The 17,954-nt window shown below is 73.3% G+C and carries 16 protein-coding genes and 1 tRNA gene; 7 read left to right on the forward strand and 10 right to left on the reverse strand.

Translation table 11 applies throughout. The annotated features are described in order from the left end of the window. Positions 1-351 precede the first annotated feature (351 nt). On the forward strand, positions 352-2,475 hold the full coding sequence (locus tag ACFQLX_RS07895; protein WP_386413367.1) for an ATP-binding protein: 2,124 nt from the start codon (positions 352-354) through the stop codon (positions 2,473-2,475). Here ACFQLX_RS07895 and ACFQLX_RS07900 read toward each other — a convergent pair. The 3 genes from ACFQLX_RS07900 to ACFQLX_RS07910 form a co-directional block, all read right to left on the reverse strand. After that, the gene (locus ACFQLX_RS07900; RefSeq protein ID WP_386413369.1) at positions 2,405-4,072 is read right to left on the reverse strand and encodes a hypothetical protein; all 1,668 of its coding nucleotides are present in this window, start codon (positions 4,070-4,072) and stop codon (positions 2,405-2,407) included. The two genes, ACFQLX_RS07895 and ACFQLX_RS07900, sit on opposite strands and share 71 nt — an antisense overlap. Positions 4,073-4,422: 350 nt before the next feature. Then, positions 4,423-4,496: transfer RNA gene (locus ACFQLX_RS07905), tRNA-Pro, on the reverse strand. Positions 4,497-4,541: 45 nt separating this feature from the next. Then, the gene (locus ACFQLX_RS07910; RefSeq protein ID WP_386413370.1) at positions 4,542-5,492 is read right to left on the reverse strand and encodes a metallophosphoesterase; all 951 of its coding nucleotides are present in this window, start codon (positions 5,490-5,492) and stop codon (positions 4,542-4,544) included. A gap of 93 nt (positions 5,493-5,585) precedes the next feature. Between ACFQLX_RS07910 and ACFQLX_RS07915 the strand changes: the two genes are divergently transcribed. After that, complete coding sequence (locus ACFQLX_RS07915) at positions 5,586-6,050, forward strand: GatB/YqeY domain-containing protein (RefSeq protein ID WP_386413371.1); 465 nt, start codon at positions 5,586-5,588, stop codon at positions 6,048-6,050. A gap of 99 nt (positions 6,051-6,149) precedes the next feature. On the opposite strand, the gene ACFQLX_RS07920 is transcribed toward ACFQLX_RS07915, so the two are convergent. Continuing rightward, a complete protein-coding gene (locus ACFQLX_RS07920; RefSeq protein ID WP_386413373.1) occupies positions 6,150-8,504 on the reverse strand; it encodes a transglycosylase domain-containing protein in 2,355 nt (784 codons plus the stop codon). A gap of 392 nt (positions 8,505-8,896) precedes the next feature. Here ACFQLX_RS07920 and ACFQLX_RS07925 point away from each other — a divergent pair, with 392 nt between their 5' ends. Beyond that, entirely contained in the window at positions 8,897-9,226 is a 330-nt protein-coding gene (locus ACFQLX_RS07925) for a WhiB family transcriptional regulator (protein WP_386413375.1), read from the forward strand. 128 nt (positions 9,227-9,354) lie between these two features. Here the strand turns inward: ACFQLX_RS07925 and bagB are convergent, their stop codons facing one another. Beyond that, the gene (gene bagB, locus ACFQLX_RS07930; protein WP_386413376.1) at positions 9,355-10,623 is read right to left on the reverse strand and encodes an ATPase BagB; all 1,269 of its coding nucleotides are present in this window, start codon (positions 10,621-10,623) and stop codon (positions 9,355-9,357) included. An 8-nt stretch (positions 10,624-10,631) separates the two neighbouring features. After that, positions 10,632-11,621 carry an ATPase BagA gene (bagA, locus tag ACFQLX_RS07935; RefSeq protein ID WP_386413378.1) on the reverse strand — a complete coding sequence of 330 codons (990 nt, stop codon included), beginning with the start codon at positions 11,619-11,621 and terminating at the stop codon, positions 10,632-10,634. 81 nt (positions 11,622-11,702) lie between these two features. On the opposite strand from bagA, the gene ACFQLX_RS07940 reads away from it, so the two are divergent. The 4 genes from ACFQLX_RS07940 to ACFQLX_RS07955 all read left to right on the forward strand — a co-directional run bounded on the left by ACFQLX_RS07940 (position 11,703) and on the right by ACFQLX_RS07955 (position 14,179). Beyond that, positions 11,703-11,861: a DUF4177 domain-containing protein gene (locus ACFQLX_RS07940; protein WP_345619542.1), complete on the forward strand. Its 159-nt coding sequence runs from the start codon at positions 11,703-11,705 to the stop codon at positions 11,859-11,861. Beyond that, positions 11,858-12,322 carry a RidA family protein gene (locus ACFQLX_RS07945; RefSeq protein WP_386413379.1) on the forward strand — a complete coding sequence of 155 codons (465 nt, stop codon included), beginning with the start codon at positions 11,858-11,860 and terminating at the stop codon, positions 12,320-12,322. The genes ACFQLX_RS07940 and ACFQLX_RS07945 overlap by 4 nt, the downstream gene beginning before the upstream one ends. Before the next feature lie 115 nt (positions 12,323-12,437). Next, positions 12,438-13,355: an NUDIX hydrolase gene (locus ACFQLX_RS07950; protein ID WP_386413380.1), complete on the forward strand. Its 918-nt coding sequence runs from the start codon at positions 12,438-12,440 to the stop codon at positions 13,353-13,355. Continuing rightward, positions 13,352-14,179 (forward strand): MBL fold metallo-hydrolase, encoded by an 828-nt coding sequence (locus ACFQLX_RS07955; protein ID WP_386413381.1) that lies wholly within the window; start codon positions 13,352-13,354, stop codon positions 14,177-14,179. Before ACFQLX_RS07950 ends, ACFQLX_RS07955 begins: the two co-directional genes overlap by 4 nt. 7 nt (positions 14,180-14,186) lie before the next feature. Here the strand turns inward: ACFQLX_RS07955 and ACFQLX_RS07960 are convergent, their stop codons facing one another. The 4 genes from ACFQLX_RS07960 to ACFQLX_RS07975 form a co-directional block, all read right to left on the reverse strand. Beyond that, positions 14,187-14,981, reverse strand: coding sequence for a nucleotidyltransferase domain-containing protein (locus tag ACFQLX_RS07960; protein WP_386413382.1), 795 nt, complete (start codon positions 14,979-14,981; stop codon positions 14,187-14,189). A gap of 165 nt (positions 14,982-15,146) precedes the next feature. Beyond that, positions 15,147-15,821: a Crp/Fnr family transcriptional regulator gene (locus tag ACFQLX_RS07965; protein ID WP_386413383.1), complete on the reverse strand. Its 675-nt coding sequence runs from the start codon at positions 15,819-15,821 to the stop codon at positions 15,147-15,149. A 257-nt stretch (positions 15,822-16,078) separates the two neighbouring features. After that, positions 16,079-16,831: a TIGR03943 family putative permease subunit gene (locus tag ACFQLX_RS07970; RefSeq protein WP_386413385.1), complete on the reverse strand. Its 753-nt coding sequence runs from the start codon at positions 16,829-16,831 to the stop codon at positions 16,079-16,081. Then, entirely contained in the window at positions 16,828-17,856 is a 1,029-nt protein-coding gene (locus ACFQLX_RS07975; RefSeq protein ID WP_386413387.1) for a permease, read from the reverse strand. The genes ACFQLX_RS07970 and ACFQLX_RS07975 overlap by 4 nt, the downstream gene beginning before the upstream one ends. Positions 17,857-17,954 lie beyond the last annotated feature (98 nt).

Genomic DNA, 17,954 nt, shown 5'->3' on the forward strand with positions numbered 1-17,954 from the left:
CCCCGCCGGAAATAACCGGTCATACGAAAGCGTCCCCGTCATAGTATTCGACCGGGAGCGCTTGAAGTTTCGGGAACCACAACTGCAACTGGGATGACAGTAGCACGTCGTAGCGGCCCGTGCGTGCGGAATAATTCCACTTTGCCCGCTGCAGTAAAAACCCTTCCGGCGGGACCTGTTAAACCCTCACTCCGCGAGCACAGAAATTGATTGTCCGAGAGCGCGGAGTCCGCGGCGCGCCGGTGCCCGCAGGCCGTCGGCACCGGCGGCCTGCGCGGAGCGCGCACCCCGTCTCCCTCCCCGGCGCTAGGGTGCGGCCAGATCTGATTGGCGATCAGGGGAGGGGCCGACGTGCTGGAGACCGTGGCGCTGAGTGCGCTCGTGGGATTCCTGACGGCCGTGGGGAACGGGGCCGCAGGCGAGATGGGCAAGCAACTTCTGGTGTCGACAGGGGTGTTGGCCAGAAGGACCGAGGGACGCGAAACGCCGCTGCCGGCCGGTCCGCAGGGGTGGCAGGCGCTCGCGGCGCAGCTGCACGAGGAGTTCGGACGCGATCCGCGGCGGGCGGCCGAGTGGGCGCTGCTTGTCGGGAGCTACGGGGAAGAGGCGGCGGAGCTGTCCACTGGCAGTGGACTCCCGCCCGCGACAAGGGACTTCACCAACCGGCAGCAGGTCCTGAGGCAGCTGAAGCGCGAGGCGACCCGGCGCGCCGCGGGACGCCCTCGCGTCGCCCTGCTGTACGGCCCGCCGGGCATCGGCACCACCTCTGCGGCGCTGCACCTGGGCGCGGCCCAGCACGAGCGCTTCCCCGACGGGCAGTTCTACGTGGACCTGCGCGATGCCCCCGGGGAGAACGGCCCGGATCCGGCCACGGTCCTGCTGCGCCTGCTGCGGGCGATGGGCGTGAGGGCGGAGGCGATCCCACCGACCGGATCGGAACGCGAACGCCTCTACCGTCGACTCACCTCGGGACGCAGGGCACTTGTGGTGGTCGACCACGTGTCGTCCCCCGCCCAGGTGCGGGGCCTGATACCCGCGACCCCCGACGTCTTCCTGCTCGTGGTCGTGTCCGGACCGCCCTTCGCACTGGAGGCAGAGCGCGTACCCGTCCCGCCGCTGAGCGACCGGTACGCGACGCGGCTGGTGCGCAGGATCGCGGGCCGGGAGGTCTTCGCGCGGGCCAAGGACCGCATCCCGGGCGTGCTGGAGCACTGCGCGGGCAACGCCTTCGCGCTGAAGACGGAGGCGGTGCGGCTGCTGGCAGCGGCCGGTGAAGGGGGAGGCGGACCCCGGGCCGCCGCGGCGAGCCACGACCCGGTACGCGAGACGGTGCGAAACGCCTGCGACCGCCTGCCGCAGGAGACGGCGCGACTCGTACGCCTGACGGCGCTGGGCGGCTGGCCGTCCGTCGACGCCCGGCTCGCCGCGGCGGCCGCCGGCGTCGAGCCCCGGACGGCGGCCGGGCTGCTCAGCGAGGCCGCCGATGCCCAACTCCTCGACTTCGCCGCCGAGGACAGGTTCCGCTTCCGCCCGGAGGTGCGCCGCGCCCTGGCCGACGCGGCGGCCGTGGAAGACGGTGTGGCCGCGTGCTCCGAAGCCGTGGAGCGCGTACTCGACGCTCTCCTGAACCGGTCCCTGCACGCCGCCCACGCGGCCCTGCCGAAGAGCTGGCGCACCGGGCCCGCGCCCGAGACCGGGGACGCGTTCGCCGACGAGGCGCAGGGACTGGCGGCGCTGGCCGCCGAGGTGGGCAACGTGGTCCGGGCCGTCCTCGTGGCCGAGGAGCACCGGCACACCGACACGGCGCTCCGACTGGCCCGTTGCCTGTGGCCGCTGCAGTTGAAGGCCGGCCACTGGGACGAGGTGCTGCCCGCACTTCGGGCGGCGGTCAGGTGCGCCGACAGGCACCGGCCCCTCTCGGCCGCGGCAGGCGCGCTCCACTTCCAACTCGCGCACTGCCTGGGAGAGCTCGCGAGAGGCGAGGAGGCGCGCCGCGAGGCCCGCGCGGCCGTCGAGTGCGAGCGTGCGGCGGGGCATCTGCGCGGCGAGGCATCCTGCGTGGAACTGCTCGGCCTCCTGTACCTGCGCGAGTGGCGCTTCGAGGCCGCGTACGAGCGCTTCGTGGAGGCCGAGGGCGTCTACCGGCGTATCGGACCCGGCCAAGAGGGGGCGGCGGACCTCCCGCGTGCGCTCGCGCTGGCCGCCCGCCATCAGGGCCGGGCGCTGCGGGGCATGGAGCGGCTGGACGAGTCGCGCACCCTTCTCGAAGGCGCGGCGGACTACTTCGAGGCCGAGGGGGAGGGGTACAACCGGGCCCGTGCGCTCACCGACCTGGCCGAGACCCTCCATGACCTGGGCGAGGACGGCGAGGCGCTGCGAAGGATCGCGCAGGCGGAGCGGCTGCTCACGCCTGCGGCGGCTCCGCACCTTCGCTATCTCGCGGGTCTGCGCTCGCGCTGCGAGGCCGGTCGCTGACGGGCTTCGCGGTCGCCGCGTGCACGCCGCCGGCCGCGTGCACGCGCAGGGTGGTGCCCGCGGGCGGAGGGCTCCCGCCCGCGGCGAGCCACGCGTACAGCGCCGAGGCGTAGGCGGCCGGGTCCAGGTCCGCGCCCCGGCCCGCGGACAGCCGCAGCAGGCCGTGCTCCCTGCTGCGGGCGACGCAGGTGTCCGGGCCGCTGACGTACGCCGCCAGCGCGCACCGGGGGTGCAGGCGCAGCACCTCGGCCGTCCACGCCTCCGCGCCGCCCAGCCGCGAGTCGTCGGGGGGCCCGGAGCGCGTGATGACGTCGGCCAGTTCGAGGTCGCCGGGGTCGCGGGTGTCCTCGTGCACGGCGAGGTGTACGTCGCCGGCCGCGCCGTACGGGTGGTGGGTGGACCGTTCGATCACCACGTCCACGCCCTTCACCCGGGTGCGTACGCGCAAGGGGGCAGTGCGCGACGGAGGGTCGAACGGAGGGAGCGGCAGGGGTTCGAGCAGGGCCGGGGCGGGGGGCTCGGGCAGGTCCAGCAGCCGGTAGAAGTGGCGGCGCAGCAGTGCCGCCGAGTCGCCCGGCGCGGAGGTGACGAACGCGGCGGCGTCGCCGCCCGGCCGGTGGGCCGCCAGCGCGTTTGCGAGCTGCGGGCGCAGCGGTCCGCGCGGGTCGAGCCGCGGGGCCCGGCGGACGAACGCCGCGAGCGGGGCCTCGGGGTCCAGTCTCCCCTGCTCGGCGGATGCCAGCAGGACGGGGATGTCCAGGGCGGCGGCGTAGTACGAGACCGCCCCGAAGTCCCCTATGACGAGGTCGGCCGCCAGGAGCGCCTGCCGCCAACCGCGGACGGGGTCTATCAGGGTCAGGCCGCTGCGCAGCGACCGGTCCAGCCAGGCGCGGATCTGGCCGGGGCCGTGCCCGTGCCAGATGTTCGGGTGCAGCACGGCTGCCAGCCGGTAGTCGTCGGCCGGCAACTCGGCGGTGAGGCGCGGCAGAAGGCTCGGCAGGACGTCCTGGGAGCCGCCGTTGCCGAAGAGGCCCTCGGGGTTCCACGTGGAGTTCAGTACGACGAGCCGCTGCCCCTCCCGCATGCCGAGGGCCCGGCGGAAGCGGGGCCGGTAGGAGCGGGCGGCGAGCATGCGGTCGAAGCACGGGTCGCCCGCGATGACGGCGGCGTCCACCGCCTCGGGGCAGGCCCGGCGCAGGCGCTCCAACTGCTCCGGGTGGGACAGGACGAGCCCGTCCACGAAAGGCTCGCCATCCGCGAGCAGCCACTCGGGCGCCAGACCGAACGTCGGCTCCCGGCTCCCGGCTCCCGGCTCCCGGCTCCCGGCTCCCGGCTCCCGGCTGGCCAGTTTCTTAGTATATCCGACGCCATGCGAAAGTACTACCAATTTACCCTGAATCAGGGGGAGTTGTCCACCGTAGCTCGCGGAGACGGCGAGGTCCACGGGTGTCGACAGGGCTTGCTCCCAGGGCAGTACGGGAAGCCCCAACTCGGCGAAGAGCTCGGCGAGTCCGCCCTGGAACACGGATGAACGGGTCGAGGTGACGAGGAGCTGGACCCGGAAGTCGTCGTGGAAGAGGGGCAGAACGTCCAGCAATCGGCCGATCGACGTGACGTTGTGGGCAACTATCAGCACCCGGCGCTGAGTTGTCCGACTGGCCCACCGCCCGGCCTCGGGCCCGACCGGCACACGTATCTCCAGGGGTCGAACCGCTTCCACCGGACCCCCTCCTGATCGCGTGCGGTGCCGTAGCGCGATCACCATAGTTCTATGGCCGACGGACCCGCCGCCCACCCTCACACCGCGAACGCGACCGCCGCTTCGAGTACGTACACAACCCACTTTCCGTACGTCCCGTAGCCGGAGCTGACCTCAGCGATCCACACAACAGGTCAGGGGCCTGATTCGATCTCTCGAATCAGGCCCCTGACCTGTTGTTTCTTCTGTCGGGGTGGCGGGATTTGAACCCACGGCCTCTTCGTCCCGAACGAAGCGCGCTACCAAGCTGCGCCACACCCCGAAGCAACGAGCACTACTGTAGCCCACCCTCGGCGCAGGGCGAAATTCAGTTAGCGGCGTCCGGGACCAGTGTGAGCAGCGTCGCTTCCGGGGGGCAGGCGAAGCGGACGGGGGTGTAGCGGTTGGTGCCGCAGCCCGCCGAGACGTGCAGGTGGGCCGTACGGGAGCCGGCGGCGGACTCGGCCGTGTGGGTGGACAGGCCGCTGACGCGGGCCGTGTCCAGGTCGCAGTTCGTGACCAGCGCCCCGTAGAAGGGGATGCGGACCTGGCCGCCGTGGGTGTGGCCGGCGAGTATCAGCGGGTAGCCGTCCGCCGTGAAGGCGTCCAGCGCGCGCAGGTACGGGGCGTGCACCACGGCCAGGGAGAGGTCCGCGCCCTCTTCCGGGCCGCCGGCCACCCGCTCGTAGCGGTCGCGCTTGATGTGCGGGTCGTCCAGGCCGGTCAGCGCCAGCTCCGGGCCGGCCGCCAGCTTCAGCCGGCCGCGGCTGTTGGACAGGCCCACCCAGCCCGCCGCCTCGAAGGCGTCGCGCATGCCCTCCCAGGGGTTGCGCCGCACGCCGATCGCCGGGTCGTTCTTGCCGTTCAGGCCGTGGACGCCGCGGGCCCGCTCCAGCAGGTAGCGCGCGGGATTGCGCAGCTGGGGGGCGTAGTAGTCGTTCGACCCCATCACGTACGTGCCCGGGAACTCCAGCAGCGGGCCCAGCGCGTCCAGCAGCTCCGGTACGCCCTCGGGGTCGGAGAGGTTGTCGCCGGTGTTGACCACCAGGTCCGGGCGCAGGCCCGCCAGGGACCGCAGCCAGCGCTGCTTCTTGCGCTGGCCGCCGACCATGTGGATGTCCGAGACGTGCAGCACCCGCAGCGGCGCCATCCCCGCCGGCAGCACCGGCACCGTCACCCGCCGCAGCCGGAAGGAGCGCACCTCCACCCCGGCGGCATAGCCGGCACACGCCGTGCCGAGGGCGGTCAGGGCCAGGGGGACTCCGTATCGCGCGCGCATCCGCCCATCGTCCCAGAAGCGGTACGGGCCGCAGCGGCTGCCCTCGGGAAAATCCGGCGGCCCCGGCCCCGTACGGCATGGGAGACTCGGGGCATGACCACGCTCAAGGCCACGCTGAAGGACGACCTCACCGCCTCCATCAGGGCGCGTGACGAGCTGCGCTCCGCCACGCTGCGGATGACCCTCACCGCGATCACCAAGGAGGAGGTCGCCGGTACGCAGGCGCGCGAGCTCTCCGACGACGAGGTGCTGAAGGTCATCGCCCGCGAGGCGAAGAAGCGCCGGGAGGCCGCGGAGGCGTTCGCCGCCGGCGGTCGGGCGGAGTCGGCCGAGCGGGAGCTGGCCGAGGGCGCGATCCTCGACGCGTACCTGCCCAAGCAGCTCTCCGACGAGGAGCTGACCGTGCTCGTCGACGCCGCCGTGGCCGAGGCGCGGGCCGCCGGCGCGGAGGGGCCGCGGGCCATGGGCGCCGTGATGAAGCTCGTGAACCCGAAGGTCGCCGGCCTCGCCGAGGGCGGCCGCGTCGCCGCCGCGGTGAAGCGCGCGCTGCAGGGCTGAGCGCGGGCCCGTACGGCAGGGGCCGCGCGCCCCCGTGCACGCACGAAGGGGCGGCCTCCCGGATTCGGGAGGCCGCCCCTTCGTGCGTCGTGTGCCGGGCTACTGCCAGCCGGTGGTGCCGCCGCCGTTGTTCCTGCCGCCGTCCGTGCCGGTGGTGCCCCCGGTGAGCAGCCCGCCGTCGAGGGTGCCGCCGTCGGTCGCCCCGACGGTGGTGGTGCCGTCCGTCGTGCCGCCGGTGAGCGTGCCCCCGGTCGGGGTGCTGCCGTTCGTGCCGTCGGTCGTCCCGCCGTCGGTGCCGCCGGTGAGCAGCCCCCCGTCGAGCAGCCCGCCGTTGTTGCCGTTGCCGGGCTTGTCCCGGTCGTCGTCGCCGGGCTTCTTCTTGGGCTCGGGACGCGGCAGCGGGACGGTGACGAAGGACGGCGCCGGCTTGCCCTCCAGCGCGCCCGCCATCGCGTCGCGCCAGATGGGGGCGGGGACCGCGCCGCCGAACACCTTGTAGTGGTACTTGCCGCCGATGGTGATGTTGACCATCTTCGGCTTCTCGGCGCCGGGGCCGCCGACCCAGACCGCGGCGGCCAGGTTCGGGGTGTGCCCCACGTACCAGGCGTTCTTGCGCTCGTCGGTCGTACCGGTCTTGCCGCCGTTGTCGCGCCCGCTCAGCCCGGCCAGCTGGCCCGTACCGTCGCTGACCACGCCCTTGAGCAGGGTGTTGATCGTGTCGGCGGTGCGCGTCTCCATGGCCCGCGAGCACGCGGTCTTCGGGACCCGCAGCTTCTTGCCGTGCGCGTCGGTGATCGACTGGATCGCGACCGGCGTGCAGTAGACGCCGCGGTTGGCGAAGGTGGCGTAGGCGTTGGCCATGGTCAGCGGGGAGATGTCGGCGACACCCAGGGTCATCGTCGGCACCTGCGAGAGCTTGCCGCCGTTACCGGTGTGCACGCCCATGCGCTGGGCCATCTCGGTGACCGGGCAGATGCCGTACTCCGAGATCATGGCCGCGAAGTAGGTGTTGATCGACTTCTTGGTCGCCTCGGCGAGACCGTAGGGGCCGACCTCCTCGCGGGTCTCGTTCTGGGTGGTCTCGCGCTGGGTGTTCGACCAGTTCGTGCCGCAGGTCCTGATCGGGCTCTTCCAGGTCATCTTGTTCGGCGAGGGGTAGACCTTCGTGAGCGGCATACCCTCCTCGATCGCCGCGGCGGCGGTGATCGGCTTGAACGTCGAGCCGACCTGGAAGCCGTAGCGCGAGCCGCCCATCTTCTGGTCGGCGGAGAGGTTGAGCGTGGTCTGGTGCTGCTTGGGATCCAGGCCGTACGGGCGGGACTGGCCCATGCCGACGATCCGGCCCGTGCCGGGCTGGACCATGGAGACGGCGGCGGCGACCTTGTCCGTCTGGTAGACGTGCTTCTTGATCGATTCGTTGATCGACCGCTGCGCCTTCGGATCCAGCGTCGTGTGGATCGTCAGGCCGCCGTGCTCCCACTTCTTCTTCCGCTCGCCGGCGGTCTTGCCGAAGACGGGGTTCTGCAGGAACGTCTCGCGCACGTAGTCGCAGAAGAAGCCCGCGCCGTTGACCGCCGTGATGCACCCGTTGCGCGGCGAGCTGAACTTCAGTCCCAGCCCCTTGGCCTTCGCCTTCGCCGCCACCGCCGGGGTGACGTACTTCGCCTGGACCATCTTGTCTATGACCGTGTTGCGGCGCTTGAGCGCCTCCTGCTCGTCGTTGAGCGGGTCGTAGCGCGAGGGCGACTGGACGACGCCGGCGAGCATCGCGGCCTCGGGGACGGTGAGGTCCTTGGCCGGCTTGCTGTAGTAGCGCTGGGCGGCGGCCTCCACGCCGTACGCCTGCTCGCCGAAGAAGGCGATGTTGAGGTAGTTCTCCAGGATCTGCTTCTTGGTCAGCTCCTGCTCCACTTGGATGGCGAGCTTCAGCTCCCGGATCTTGCGGCCGAGCGTCTGGCGGGTGGCCGCGGCGAGCTTCGCCTGGTCCTCGCCGGCCTCCTCCATCGCGATGTTCTTCACGTACTGCTGGGTGAGCGTGGAGGCGCCCTCCTGCACCGTGCCGGCCTGGGCGTTGGCGTTGACCGCGCGCAGGATGCCCTTGAGGTCGACGGCGCCGTGCTCGTAGAAGCGCATGTCCTCGATGGCGACGATGGCCTGCTGCATCGCGGGGGCGACCTGCTTGAGCGGGACGACCGTGCGGTTGCGGGCGTAGACGGTGGCGATCAGGCCGCCGTCCTTGTCGAGGATGGTGGACTTCTGGCTCAGCGGGGGCTGCTCGACGCTGGCCGGCAGCTTGTCGAAGCCCTCGACCGTCCCCTTGGCCGCGAGCCCGAGCGCGCCGACGGCCGGCAGCGAGAGCCCGGCGAGCAGACCGCCCGCGAGGACGCTGACGCCGAGGAACTTCGCGGCCTGCTGGGCTGTGGTGAGACCCCCGCCGGGACGCTTGTATGCCATGCGCCCCACCCTAACTTCTGAATCCCCGGACAGCCGCCTGTCTGTTCCCATACGCTGCTATCGGTTGTCCAGGGGTACGCGCCTGTCGCCTGTGACATCACTCCTGTGGGTGATGAGACATGACCGAATTGGCGGAATGTGTCGCCGAATGACCCCTGGCCTGACCGAGAGGCGCCGACGATCTGTGGGCATATGCCCTGTTGGCGAGGCTTGCGGCCCGCTCACTCCCCTGGGTGATCTGCCGCATACACATAGTCCGTTCGGACCATGCAAGATTGGGCCCGCAGGGGGTGTTGCGCCCTGCTCTCCTTCCGTAACGTCCTCAACTGGCGGCGGTGAATATGCCGTTGCCGCCGTGGGGGAGCCTCAATTCGGGAGAGGACGGCGCCAGCATGAGCTGGGTTACCGACTGGAGTGCACAGGCAGCGTGCCGCACCACTGATCCGGACGAACTGTTCGTCCAGGGTGCGGCGCAGAACAGGGCGAAGGCAGTATGCACCGGATGTCCGGTGCGTACGGAGTGCCTCGCCGACGCGCTCGACAACAGGGTGGAGTTCGGGGTCTGGGGCGGTATGACGGAGCGCGAGCGGCGGGCACTGCTGCGCCGCCGGCCGACCGTCACCTCCTGGCGCCGCCTCCTTGAGACGGCGAAGCTCGAGTACGAGCGCTCCGCGGGGCTGCTCCCCGTGGAGGACGAGGAGTACGCGATCGCGGTGGGCTGACCGCCCGCTCCGTACCCCTCACCGCCTGCACGGCCCGGGTCCGACCAGCCCGGGCCAGGTGCCGTTCCGGGCTGCCCCCTGGGCTGCCGCGGCCGCCTACCAGGCCGCCGCGCCTACCAGGCCGCCGCCTACCGGTCCGCTGCCGCGAGCCGCTGCGCGATGTCCCGCAGCCCGGCCAGGTCGTGCACGTCGCCGGGGAGCGCCGCCACCTCGGCCACCGGGACGTCCGGATGCAGCGCGGTGAAACGGTCGCGGCGGCGCTGCTCACGCGCCAGTACGTGCATGCGCTCGGCGTGCAGCCGCAGCAGCGCGGCGGTGACGTCCGCGGGGTCCGTACCGGAAGGGTCCTGCGCGGCGGTGGTGTCGGCGGAGTCGGCGGAGTCCTCGGTTGAGCCGGGGCCGGGGGAGAAGGGCGCCCGAGAGGACGTCTGCCCGGCCGGGCGATCCACAATGCCGCCCCCGGCGAGGTTTTCCGCCGCCGCGAGGGCCCGCTCGGCGCTGAGGTGGGCCGCGCCGCTGGTGTGCACCCGGTTGAGGACGAGCCCGGCCAGCGGCATCCGGTCCGCCTCCAGCCGCTGGACGAAGTAGGCGGCCTCGCGCAGGGCGTCGCGCTCGGGCGCCGCGACGACGAGGAAGGCCGTGCCGGGCGCCTGCAGCAGCCGGTAGGTGGCCTCCGCGCGCTTGCGGAAGCCGCCGAAGGTGGAGTCCATGGCGGCCACGAAGGTCTGCACGTCGCGCAGCAGCTCACCGCCGAGCAGTTTGCCGAGCGTGTTCGTGAACAGCGACATCCCCAGGTCCAGGAAGCGCATCCCGGCCCGCCCGCCGACCCGCGCCGGGGCCGTGAGCAGCCGGACCAGCCGGCCGTCGAGGAAGGAGCCCAGCCGGCTGGGGGCGTCGAGGAAGTCCAGCGCGGAGCGGCTGGGCGGGGTGTCCACGACGATCAGGTCCCACTCCTCGCTCGCCCGCAGCTGGCCGAGCTTCTCCATCGCCATGTACTCCTGCGTGCCGGCGAAGCCCGCCGAGAGCGACTGGTAGAAGGGGTTCGCCAGGATGGTGCGGGCCCGCTCGGGGTCGGCGTGCGCCTCGACGATCTCGTCGAAGGTGCGCTTCATGTCGAGCATCATGGCGTGCAGCGCGCCCTCGCCCGTCGTCTTCACCCCCGCCACCGGGCGCGGGGTGTTGTCCAGCTCGGCGATGCCCATGGACTGCGCGAGGCGCCGGGCCGGGTCGATGGTCAGCACCACCACCCGCCGGCCGCGCTCGGCCGCCCGTACGCCCAGCGCGGCGGCGGTGGTGGTCTTGCCCACGCCGCCGGAGCCGCAGCACACCACGATCCGGGTGCCGGGGTCGTCCAGGAGCGCGTCGACGTCGAGCCGCGGGGGCTGCTGAAGGGTCATCCTCGGCGTCACTCCGTCCACTGCTTGCGCAGCTCCTCGGCCAGCAGGTACAGCCCCGCCAGGTCGACTCCCTCGGCCAGCAGGGGCAGTTCGCGCACCGGCAGTCCCAGCGCGGCGACCTCCGCCCGCTCGGCCCCCTCCAGCTCCAGTCGCGCCGCGTGCTCGCGGGCCTGCTCCAGCAGGGGCGCCACCAGGGCCCGTACGGCCTTGGTCGGCGTGCCCCCCGCCGCCCCCCGCGCGGCGCCCAGGCCGGCCGTCGCGAGGGCCTGGGCGACCGCCTCGGGGTCGCGGGCGGCGTCGGCGAGCGCGGTCTCGTCCAGCAGCGCCGGGCGGACCGTGTTGACGACCACCGACCCCACCGGCAGCCCGGCCGCGCGCAGCTCGGCGACGCCGTCCACGGTCTCCTGGACGGGCATCTCCTCCAGCAGCGTCACCAGGTGCACGGCCGTCTCGGGGGACTTCAGGACCCGCATCACCGACTGGGCCTGCTTGTGGACGGGGCCGACCCTGGCCAGCCCGGCGACCTCGTCGTTGACGCCGAGGAAGCGGGTGACGCGGCCGGTGGGCGGGGCGTCCATCACCACCGCGTCGTAGACGTACCCCCCGCTCCTGCGCCGGCGGCGCACCGCCTCGCACGCCTTGCCGGTGAGCAGCACGTCGCGCAGGCCCGGGGCGATGGTGGTGGCGAAGTCGATGGCGCCGAGCTTGCGCAGGGCGCGGCCCGCGCCGCCCAGCTTGTAGAACATCTGCAGGTAGTCCAGGAGGGCCTGCTCGGCGTCGATGGCGAGCGCGAACACCTCCCCGCCGCCGGGCGCGACGGCGATGCGCCGCTCCTCGTAGGGCAGCGCCTCCGTCTCGAAGAGCTGCGCGATGCCCTGCCGGCCCTCGACCTCGACCAGGAGCGTGCGCCGCCCCTCCTCGGCGAGGGCGAGCGCGAGGGCGGCGGCGACCGTGGTCTTGCCGGTCCCGCCCTTGCCGCTGACCACATGAAGCCTCACGTGTTCGAGACTAAAACGTGGAGCGGCGTTATGGGGGCGGCACGGGTGAGCCGGGGTGCGCGGCTGTCGTACAGTCGCCGCATGACGAAGTACGAGTACGCGACGGTCCCCCTGCTGGTGCACGCGACGAAGCAGATCCTGGACACCTGGGGCGAGGACGGCTGGGAGCTGGTCCAGGTCGTGCCCGGGCCCAACCCCGAGCAGCTGGTGGCCTACCTGAAGCGGGAGAAGCAGGCGTGAGCGCGGTCGAGGCGAAGCTCGCCGCCTTGGGGCTGGAACTGCCGGAGGTCGCGGCTCCGCTGGCCTCGTACGTGCCCGCGGTGCGCACCGGCGACTACGTGTACACCGCCGGCCAGCTGCCGATGGTCGACGGCTCCCTCCACGTCACCGGCAAGGTCGGCGCGGAGGTCACGCCGGAGGAGGCCAAGCGGCTGGCCGAGCGCTGCGCGCTCAACGCGCTGGCCGCGATCAAGTCCGTGATCGGTGACCTGGACAAGGTCAAGCGGGTCGTGAAGGTCGTCGGATTCGTCGCCTCCGCCCCGGACTTCACCGGCCAGCCGGGCGTGGTCAACGGCGCGAGCGAGCTGATCGGCAAGGTCTTCGGCGAGGCGGGCGTGCACGCGCGCTCGGCGGTCGGGGTCTCGGTGCTGCCGATCGACGCGCCGGTCGAGGTGGAGTTCGTGGTCGAGGTCGCGGACTGAGGCCGTCGCTTGCGGGCTCGCGGGCTCGCGGGCTCGCGGGTTTACGGGCGAGAGGGGCCGGGGTCACACCCCGGCCCCTCTCGTGCGCCGGGGCGAAGGCACGTAGCATCCGCCCATGCCCGAAGCATCCGGCGGCTCCTCCGGCGCCCCCCTCGACGGCCCCTCCGACGGGCAGTGGTACCCGCCCGAGTGGCCCGACCGCATCCGCGCCCTGGCCAGGGGCGAGCTGACGCCCGTCGCGCCCCGGCGCGCGGCGACTGTGCTGCTGCTGCGGCCCGGGGCGTCCGGGTCCGGGACGTCTGGAATGGACGTCTACATGCTGCGCCGCCGCGCCTCCATGGCCTTCGCCGGGGGCGCCTACGCCTACCCCGGCGGCTCGGTCGACGAACGCGACGTCCGGCCCGTCGCCTGGGCCGGACCCGGCCTCGCCGACTGGGCGCGCCGGCTCGGCGCCCCGAGTGAGGCCGAGGCCCAGGCGATCGTCTGCGCCGCCGTACGCGAGACCTTCGAGGAGGCCGGCGTCCTGCTGGCCGGACCCTCCCCCGAGGCCGTCGTCGCGGACACCACCGGCGCCGACTGGGAGGCCGACCGCCTGGCGCTGGTCGCCCGCGAGCTGTCCTTCGCCGACCTCCTCGCCCGCCGCGGGCTCGTGCTGCGCTCCGACCTGCTGGGCGCCTGGGCGCGCTGGATCACCCCGGAGTTCGAGCGGCGGCGCTACGACACCTGGTTCTTCACCGCCGCCCTCCCCGCCGGCCAGCGCACCCGCAACGCCTCCACCGAGGCCGACCGCACCGTCTGGGTACGCCCGGCCGAGGCGGTCGTGGGCTACGGGCGGGGCGAGCTGCTGATGATGCCGCCGACGATCACGATGCTGCGCGACCTCACGGCGTACGAGACGCCGCAGGCGGTGCTGGCCGCCGCACCGGGGCGCGAGCTGGCGCCCGTACTGGCGACGGCGAGCCTGGCGGAGGACGGGCGGCTCACGCTCAGCTGGCCGGGGCACGAGGAGTTCACCAGGAGGCTCCCCGCATGACCGACGCCGAGCTTCCCGGCCGCCCGCGCACCGGCGCGCTCACCGGGCGGGCGAGTGCGCGCGCGTACTGCGTACTGGCCCCCAACCCCTCGCCGATGACGCTGGACGGCACCAACACCTGGATCGTCGCCGAGCCCGACTCCGAGGAGGCCGTCGTCATCGACCCGGGCCCGCTGGACGAGGCGCACCTGGCGGCGGTGGTGGCCACCGCCGAGCGGCTCGGCAAGCGGGTGGCGCTCACGCTGCTCACCCACGGCCACGCCGACCACGCGGCGGGCGCGGCGCGCTTCTGCGAGCTGACGGGCACGCGGGTACGGGCGCTGGACCCGGCGCTGCGGCTGGGCGGCGAGGGCCTGGCGGGCGGCGACGTGGTCACGACGGGCGGCCTGGAGCTGCGCGTGGTGCCCACCCCCGGCCACACCTCCGACTCCCTCAGCTTCCAGCTCCCCGCCGACGGCGCGGTCCTCACCGGCGACACGGTGCTGGGCCGGGGCACGACGATGGTGGCGCACCCGGACGGCAGGCTGGGCGACTACCTCGACTCCCTGCGCCGGCTGCGCTCGCTGACGGTGGACGACGGGGTGCACACGGTGCTCCCGGGCCACGGCCCGGTGCTGACCGACGCGCAGGGGGCGGTGGAGTTCTACCTCGCCCACCGCGCCGCCCGCCTGGCCCAGGTCGAGACGGCGGTGGAGAACGGCCACCGCACCCCGGCGGACGTCGTGGCCCGCGTCTACGCGGACGTGGACCGCGCCCTGTGGCCGGCGGCGGAGCTGTCGGTACGGGCCCAACTCGACTACCTGTCGGAACACGGCCTGATCTGAGGGCGCCTCAGTACGGCCGCGGCGCCTTCACCCCGTGCACCGCCGCGTACTCGCCGGCCAGCCAGGGGCCGAGTCCGTGCACCAGTTCGCCCAGCGCCCCGGGGTCGGCCGTGCGCTCGCGGCCGATGCGGGCGGCCTCGCGCATGAGGTCGGCCCACTGGGGGTAGTACGCGCCGAACACCTCGGCGGACTCGGCGAGATCGCTGGTCCAGCCCCCGTAGCGCGGCATGACGAGGGTGAACCCGGTCCGTACGAGCCGGCGCGCGACGATCCGGCTGAGGGCGAGCAGCTCCGCCTCGCCGCCTGCCGCCAGCCGGTCCGCCCACTGGGGCAGTACGAGCGCGAGATCGCCGTTCGTCTCGCGCGCCAGCAGTGAGTCCGGCCGGTAGCGCGGCAGCCCGGCGCCCAGATCGAGCCCGGTGAGCGGGGTGCACAGGCAGGCGACGAACCACCCCAGGTCGTAGCGCTCCAGCTCACTGCACAGCACCTCCGCGCTGAACAGCAGCACACCCACCCCGTCGACCTGCCCAAACGCGGCGTCAACCCGCGCCTCCACGGCCCGCGCGGCCGCCCGGTCGCCATCGGTCGGCTCGCGCCGCAGGGCGATCAGCAGATCCAGATCGGAGACCCCGGCGACAGCCGTGCCCCGGGGCACACTCCCGTAGAGATACGCACTGTGCAGCCCGCCACCCCAGGCCCCCAGCTCCCGCCGCACGGAGTCGACCACGACGTCGAAGGGCGCCCGAACCCGGTCGAGCGAGCCCTCACGGGCAATGAACCCGTCACCGGTGAGCCCGCGCACGACACCCCTTTGACCACCCGGTACTGACTCGGCTCACGAGACCGCACCCAGCCCGTCCGGCCCGCGGGCGGAGCCCGCTATGAGATGCGGTGAGGACTTCGGTGAAGCCGAAGCGCGCCGCAGGCGCCGGCGCCACCGCCGCCTGTCGGCGAACCGCAGTCGAAATCAACGACTCCGCTTAGCCAGCCGCTCGACATCGAGAAGAATCACCGCACGGGCCTCCAACCGCAGCCACCCCCGCGAAGCGAAATCGGCGAGCGCCTTGTTCACGGTCTCCCGCGACGCGCCCACCAGCTGCGCCAGCTCCTCCTGCGTGAGGTCGTGCACCACGTGGATGCCCTCGTCCGCCTGCACGCCGAAGCGCCGCGAGAGGTCGAGCAGCGCCCGCGCCACCCGGCCGGGGACGTCGGAGAAGACCAGGTCGGACATCTGGTCGTTGGTGCGCCGCAGCCGCCGCGCGACGGCCCGCAGCAGCGCCGCGGCCACCTCGGGCCGGACGTTCAGCCAGGGCTGCAGGTCGCCGTGGCCCAGCCCCAGCAGCTTGACCTCGGTCAGCGCGGTGGCCGTGGCCGTACGGGGACCGGGGTCGAAGAGGGACAGCTCGCCGATGAGCTCGCCGGGGCCGAGCACCGCCAGCATGTTCTCCCGGCCGTCGGGGGAGGTGCGGTGGAGCTTCACCTTGCCCTCCGTGACGACGTAGAGCCGGTCCCCGGGGTCGCCCTCGTGGAACAGCGACTCGCCGCGGGCGAGCGTGACCTCCGCCATGGAAGCGCGCAGCTCACCGGCCTGCTCGTCGTCGAGCGCCGCAAAAAGCGGGGCGCGCCGCAGAACGTCGTCCACGAGTCTCTCCTTGTCGACATGCCCAGGCGACCTTGGATCTTGCGGTGTGGTCTCCATGATGCCGGACAGTAAAACAGTGCGATCAATCACAAGTTTGACGTACTGCCGGACCTGATCGTGCCCCAGGGGTCGTTTTCGGGCCTGACCGGCGGGAACGCCACTGCGCCGGACGAGTGCCCGACCCCCTGGGGAGAACGGCCGGACCAGGCCCGAACGGGTGACTGAACCCCCCGATTCAGCCCTGAGCGAACACCCTCTCACCCGGGCGGCCGCGCCACGGTGTCGGTGTACGGGCTGGCCGGCCGCTCGACCTCCGCCAGGCTCTCCACCCGCAGCTCGTTGGCCGCGGACGGCGTGCCCAGCGTGCCCGCGGCCGACCAGCGGCCGGTCACCGTCACCCAGGTGTCGGCGGGCGGCGCTGCGGCGCCCCGCATGCGGACCGTGACGGACTGCGAGTCGGCGGCGCAGCAGCTGATCACCAGCCGGGTGAGCCGCCAGCCGCCGGCGCCGCTCCGGTCGGGCGTGACGAAGCCGGTCATCCGTACGGTGCGGCCCCGCAGGCTCTGCCGGCGGTCGTGCTGGGCGCGCAGGGTGAACTCCGAGAGCGGCATGGGGACCGGATCCCCCGCCGGCAGGGGCGCGAACTTCACCTGCCGGTCGGGAGTACGGGGCGCGGACGCCGGCGCCTTGGCGCTCTCGCGCGCGGCGGTGAAGGCGCCCAGCGGGGGCGGCGCGTGCAGCAGTAGGAGCAGTACGGGGAGGAGCAGCAGCCAGGCGGACCGGGGGAGATGCGAGTGGTCGTGCCCGTGATCAGCCCCGGGACCGTCCCCGTGGGACGCCGCCCGGACCGTCTCGCACACCCCGAGCAGCAGCAGGACCGCCCCCGAGACGACGAGCGGCAGGCGCAGCCCCTCCTTGACGTAGCGCAGGTACAGCTCGCTCAGCAGCGAGATCCGCAGCACCGCCCCGCCGGCCAGCATCAGCAGCAGCCCCTGCCCGAAGCGCCTCACAGCAGCCACCACCCGGTCAGGGAGGCGCTGACCACGGCCACCACCAGCGTGGCGCCGGAGAAGCGCAGGGCGAAGCCCCGGCCGAAGGTGCCGGCCTGCAGGGCGATCAGCTTCAGGTCGACCATCGGGCCCACCACCATGAACACCAGCCGCGCGGTCGGCGAGAAGCCGGTCAGCGAGGCCGCGACGAAGGCGTCCGCCTCCGAGCAGATGGAGAGCACCACCGCCAGGCCCGCCAGGAACAGCACCGAGGCCCACGGCGAGGCGGAGAAGGTGTCCAGCACCGAGCGCGGCACCGCCACGTTGAAGGTGGCCGCCGCCATCGCGCCCACCACCAGCAGCCCGCCGGCGTGCAGGAAGTCGTGCTGCACGGCCAGCCGGAACTCCGTCAGCCGCCCGGCGCCGCCGCCCTCGTGGCCGCCCGTCCGGCGCGGCAGCCGCAGCCAGTCCGTACGCCCCAGCCGCAGCCACAGCCAGCCCATCGCCATCGAGGTGGCCAGCGAGGCCGCCAGCCGCGCCACGACCATCTCGGGACTGCCGGGGAAGGCGATGGCGGTGGCGGTCAGCACGATCGGGTTGACCGCCGGGGCGGAGAGCAGGAAGGCCAGCGCGGCGGACGGCAGGACCCCGCGCCGGATCAGGCTGCCGGCCACCGGCACCGAGGCGCACTCGCAGCCCGGCAGCACCATCCCGGCCGCGCTGGCCACCGGTACGGCGAGCGCGGGCCGCCGGGGCAGGGCGCGGGCGAGGACGTGCGCGGGCACCAGCGCGCTGATGGCGCCGGACAGGAGGGTGCCCAGGACCAGGAAGGGCAGCGCCTGCACGACCACGGACACGCACACCGTCTGCCACGCCCCGACCGCCGCCCAGGACCACACCCGGCCGGTGAGGAGCCAGCCGAGCAGCCCGGCGCCGGCCACCGCCGCCCCGAGCGCCCGGCGGATCCCGCGCCGCCGGGGGGCGGCTTCCGCCGTTTCGGGCGGCTCGGCGGGCGGGGGAAGGGCCAGTTCGTACGACTGCTGCACATCGGCTCCCGGGGGGTACGGGCTTCCCCCCGATACTGCGCGCGCCCGACCCAGCGCGGCCGAGGCGCCGGAGGCCACGCCGCCACCGCCACGCGAAC

Source organism: Streptomyces polyrhachis (assembly GCF_042663125.1).
Lineage (GTDB): Bacteria > Actinomycetota > Actinomycetes > Streptomycetales > Streptomycetaceae > Streptomyces > Streptomyces polyrhachii.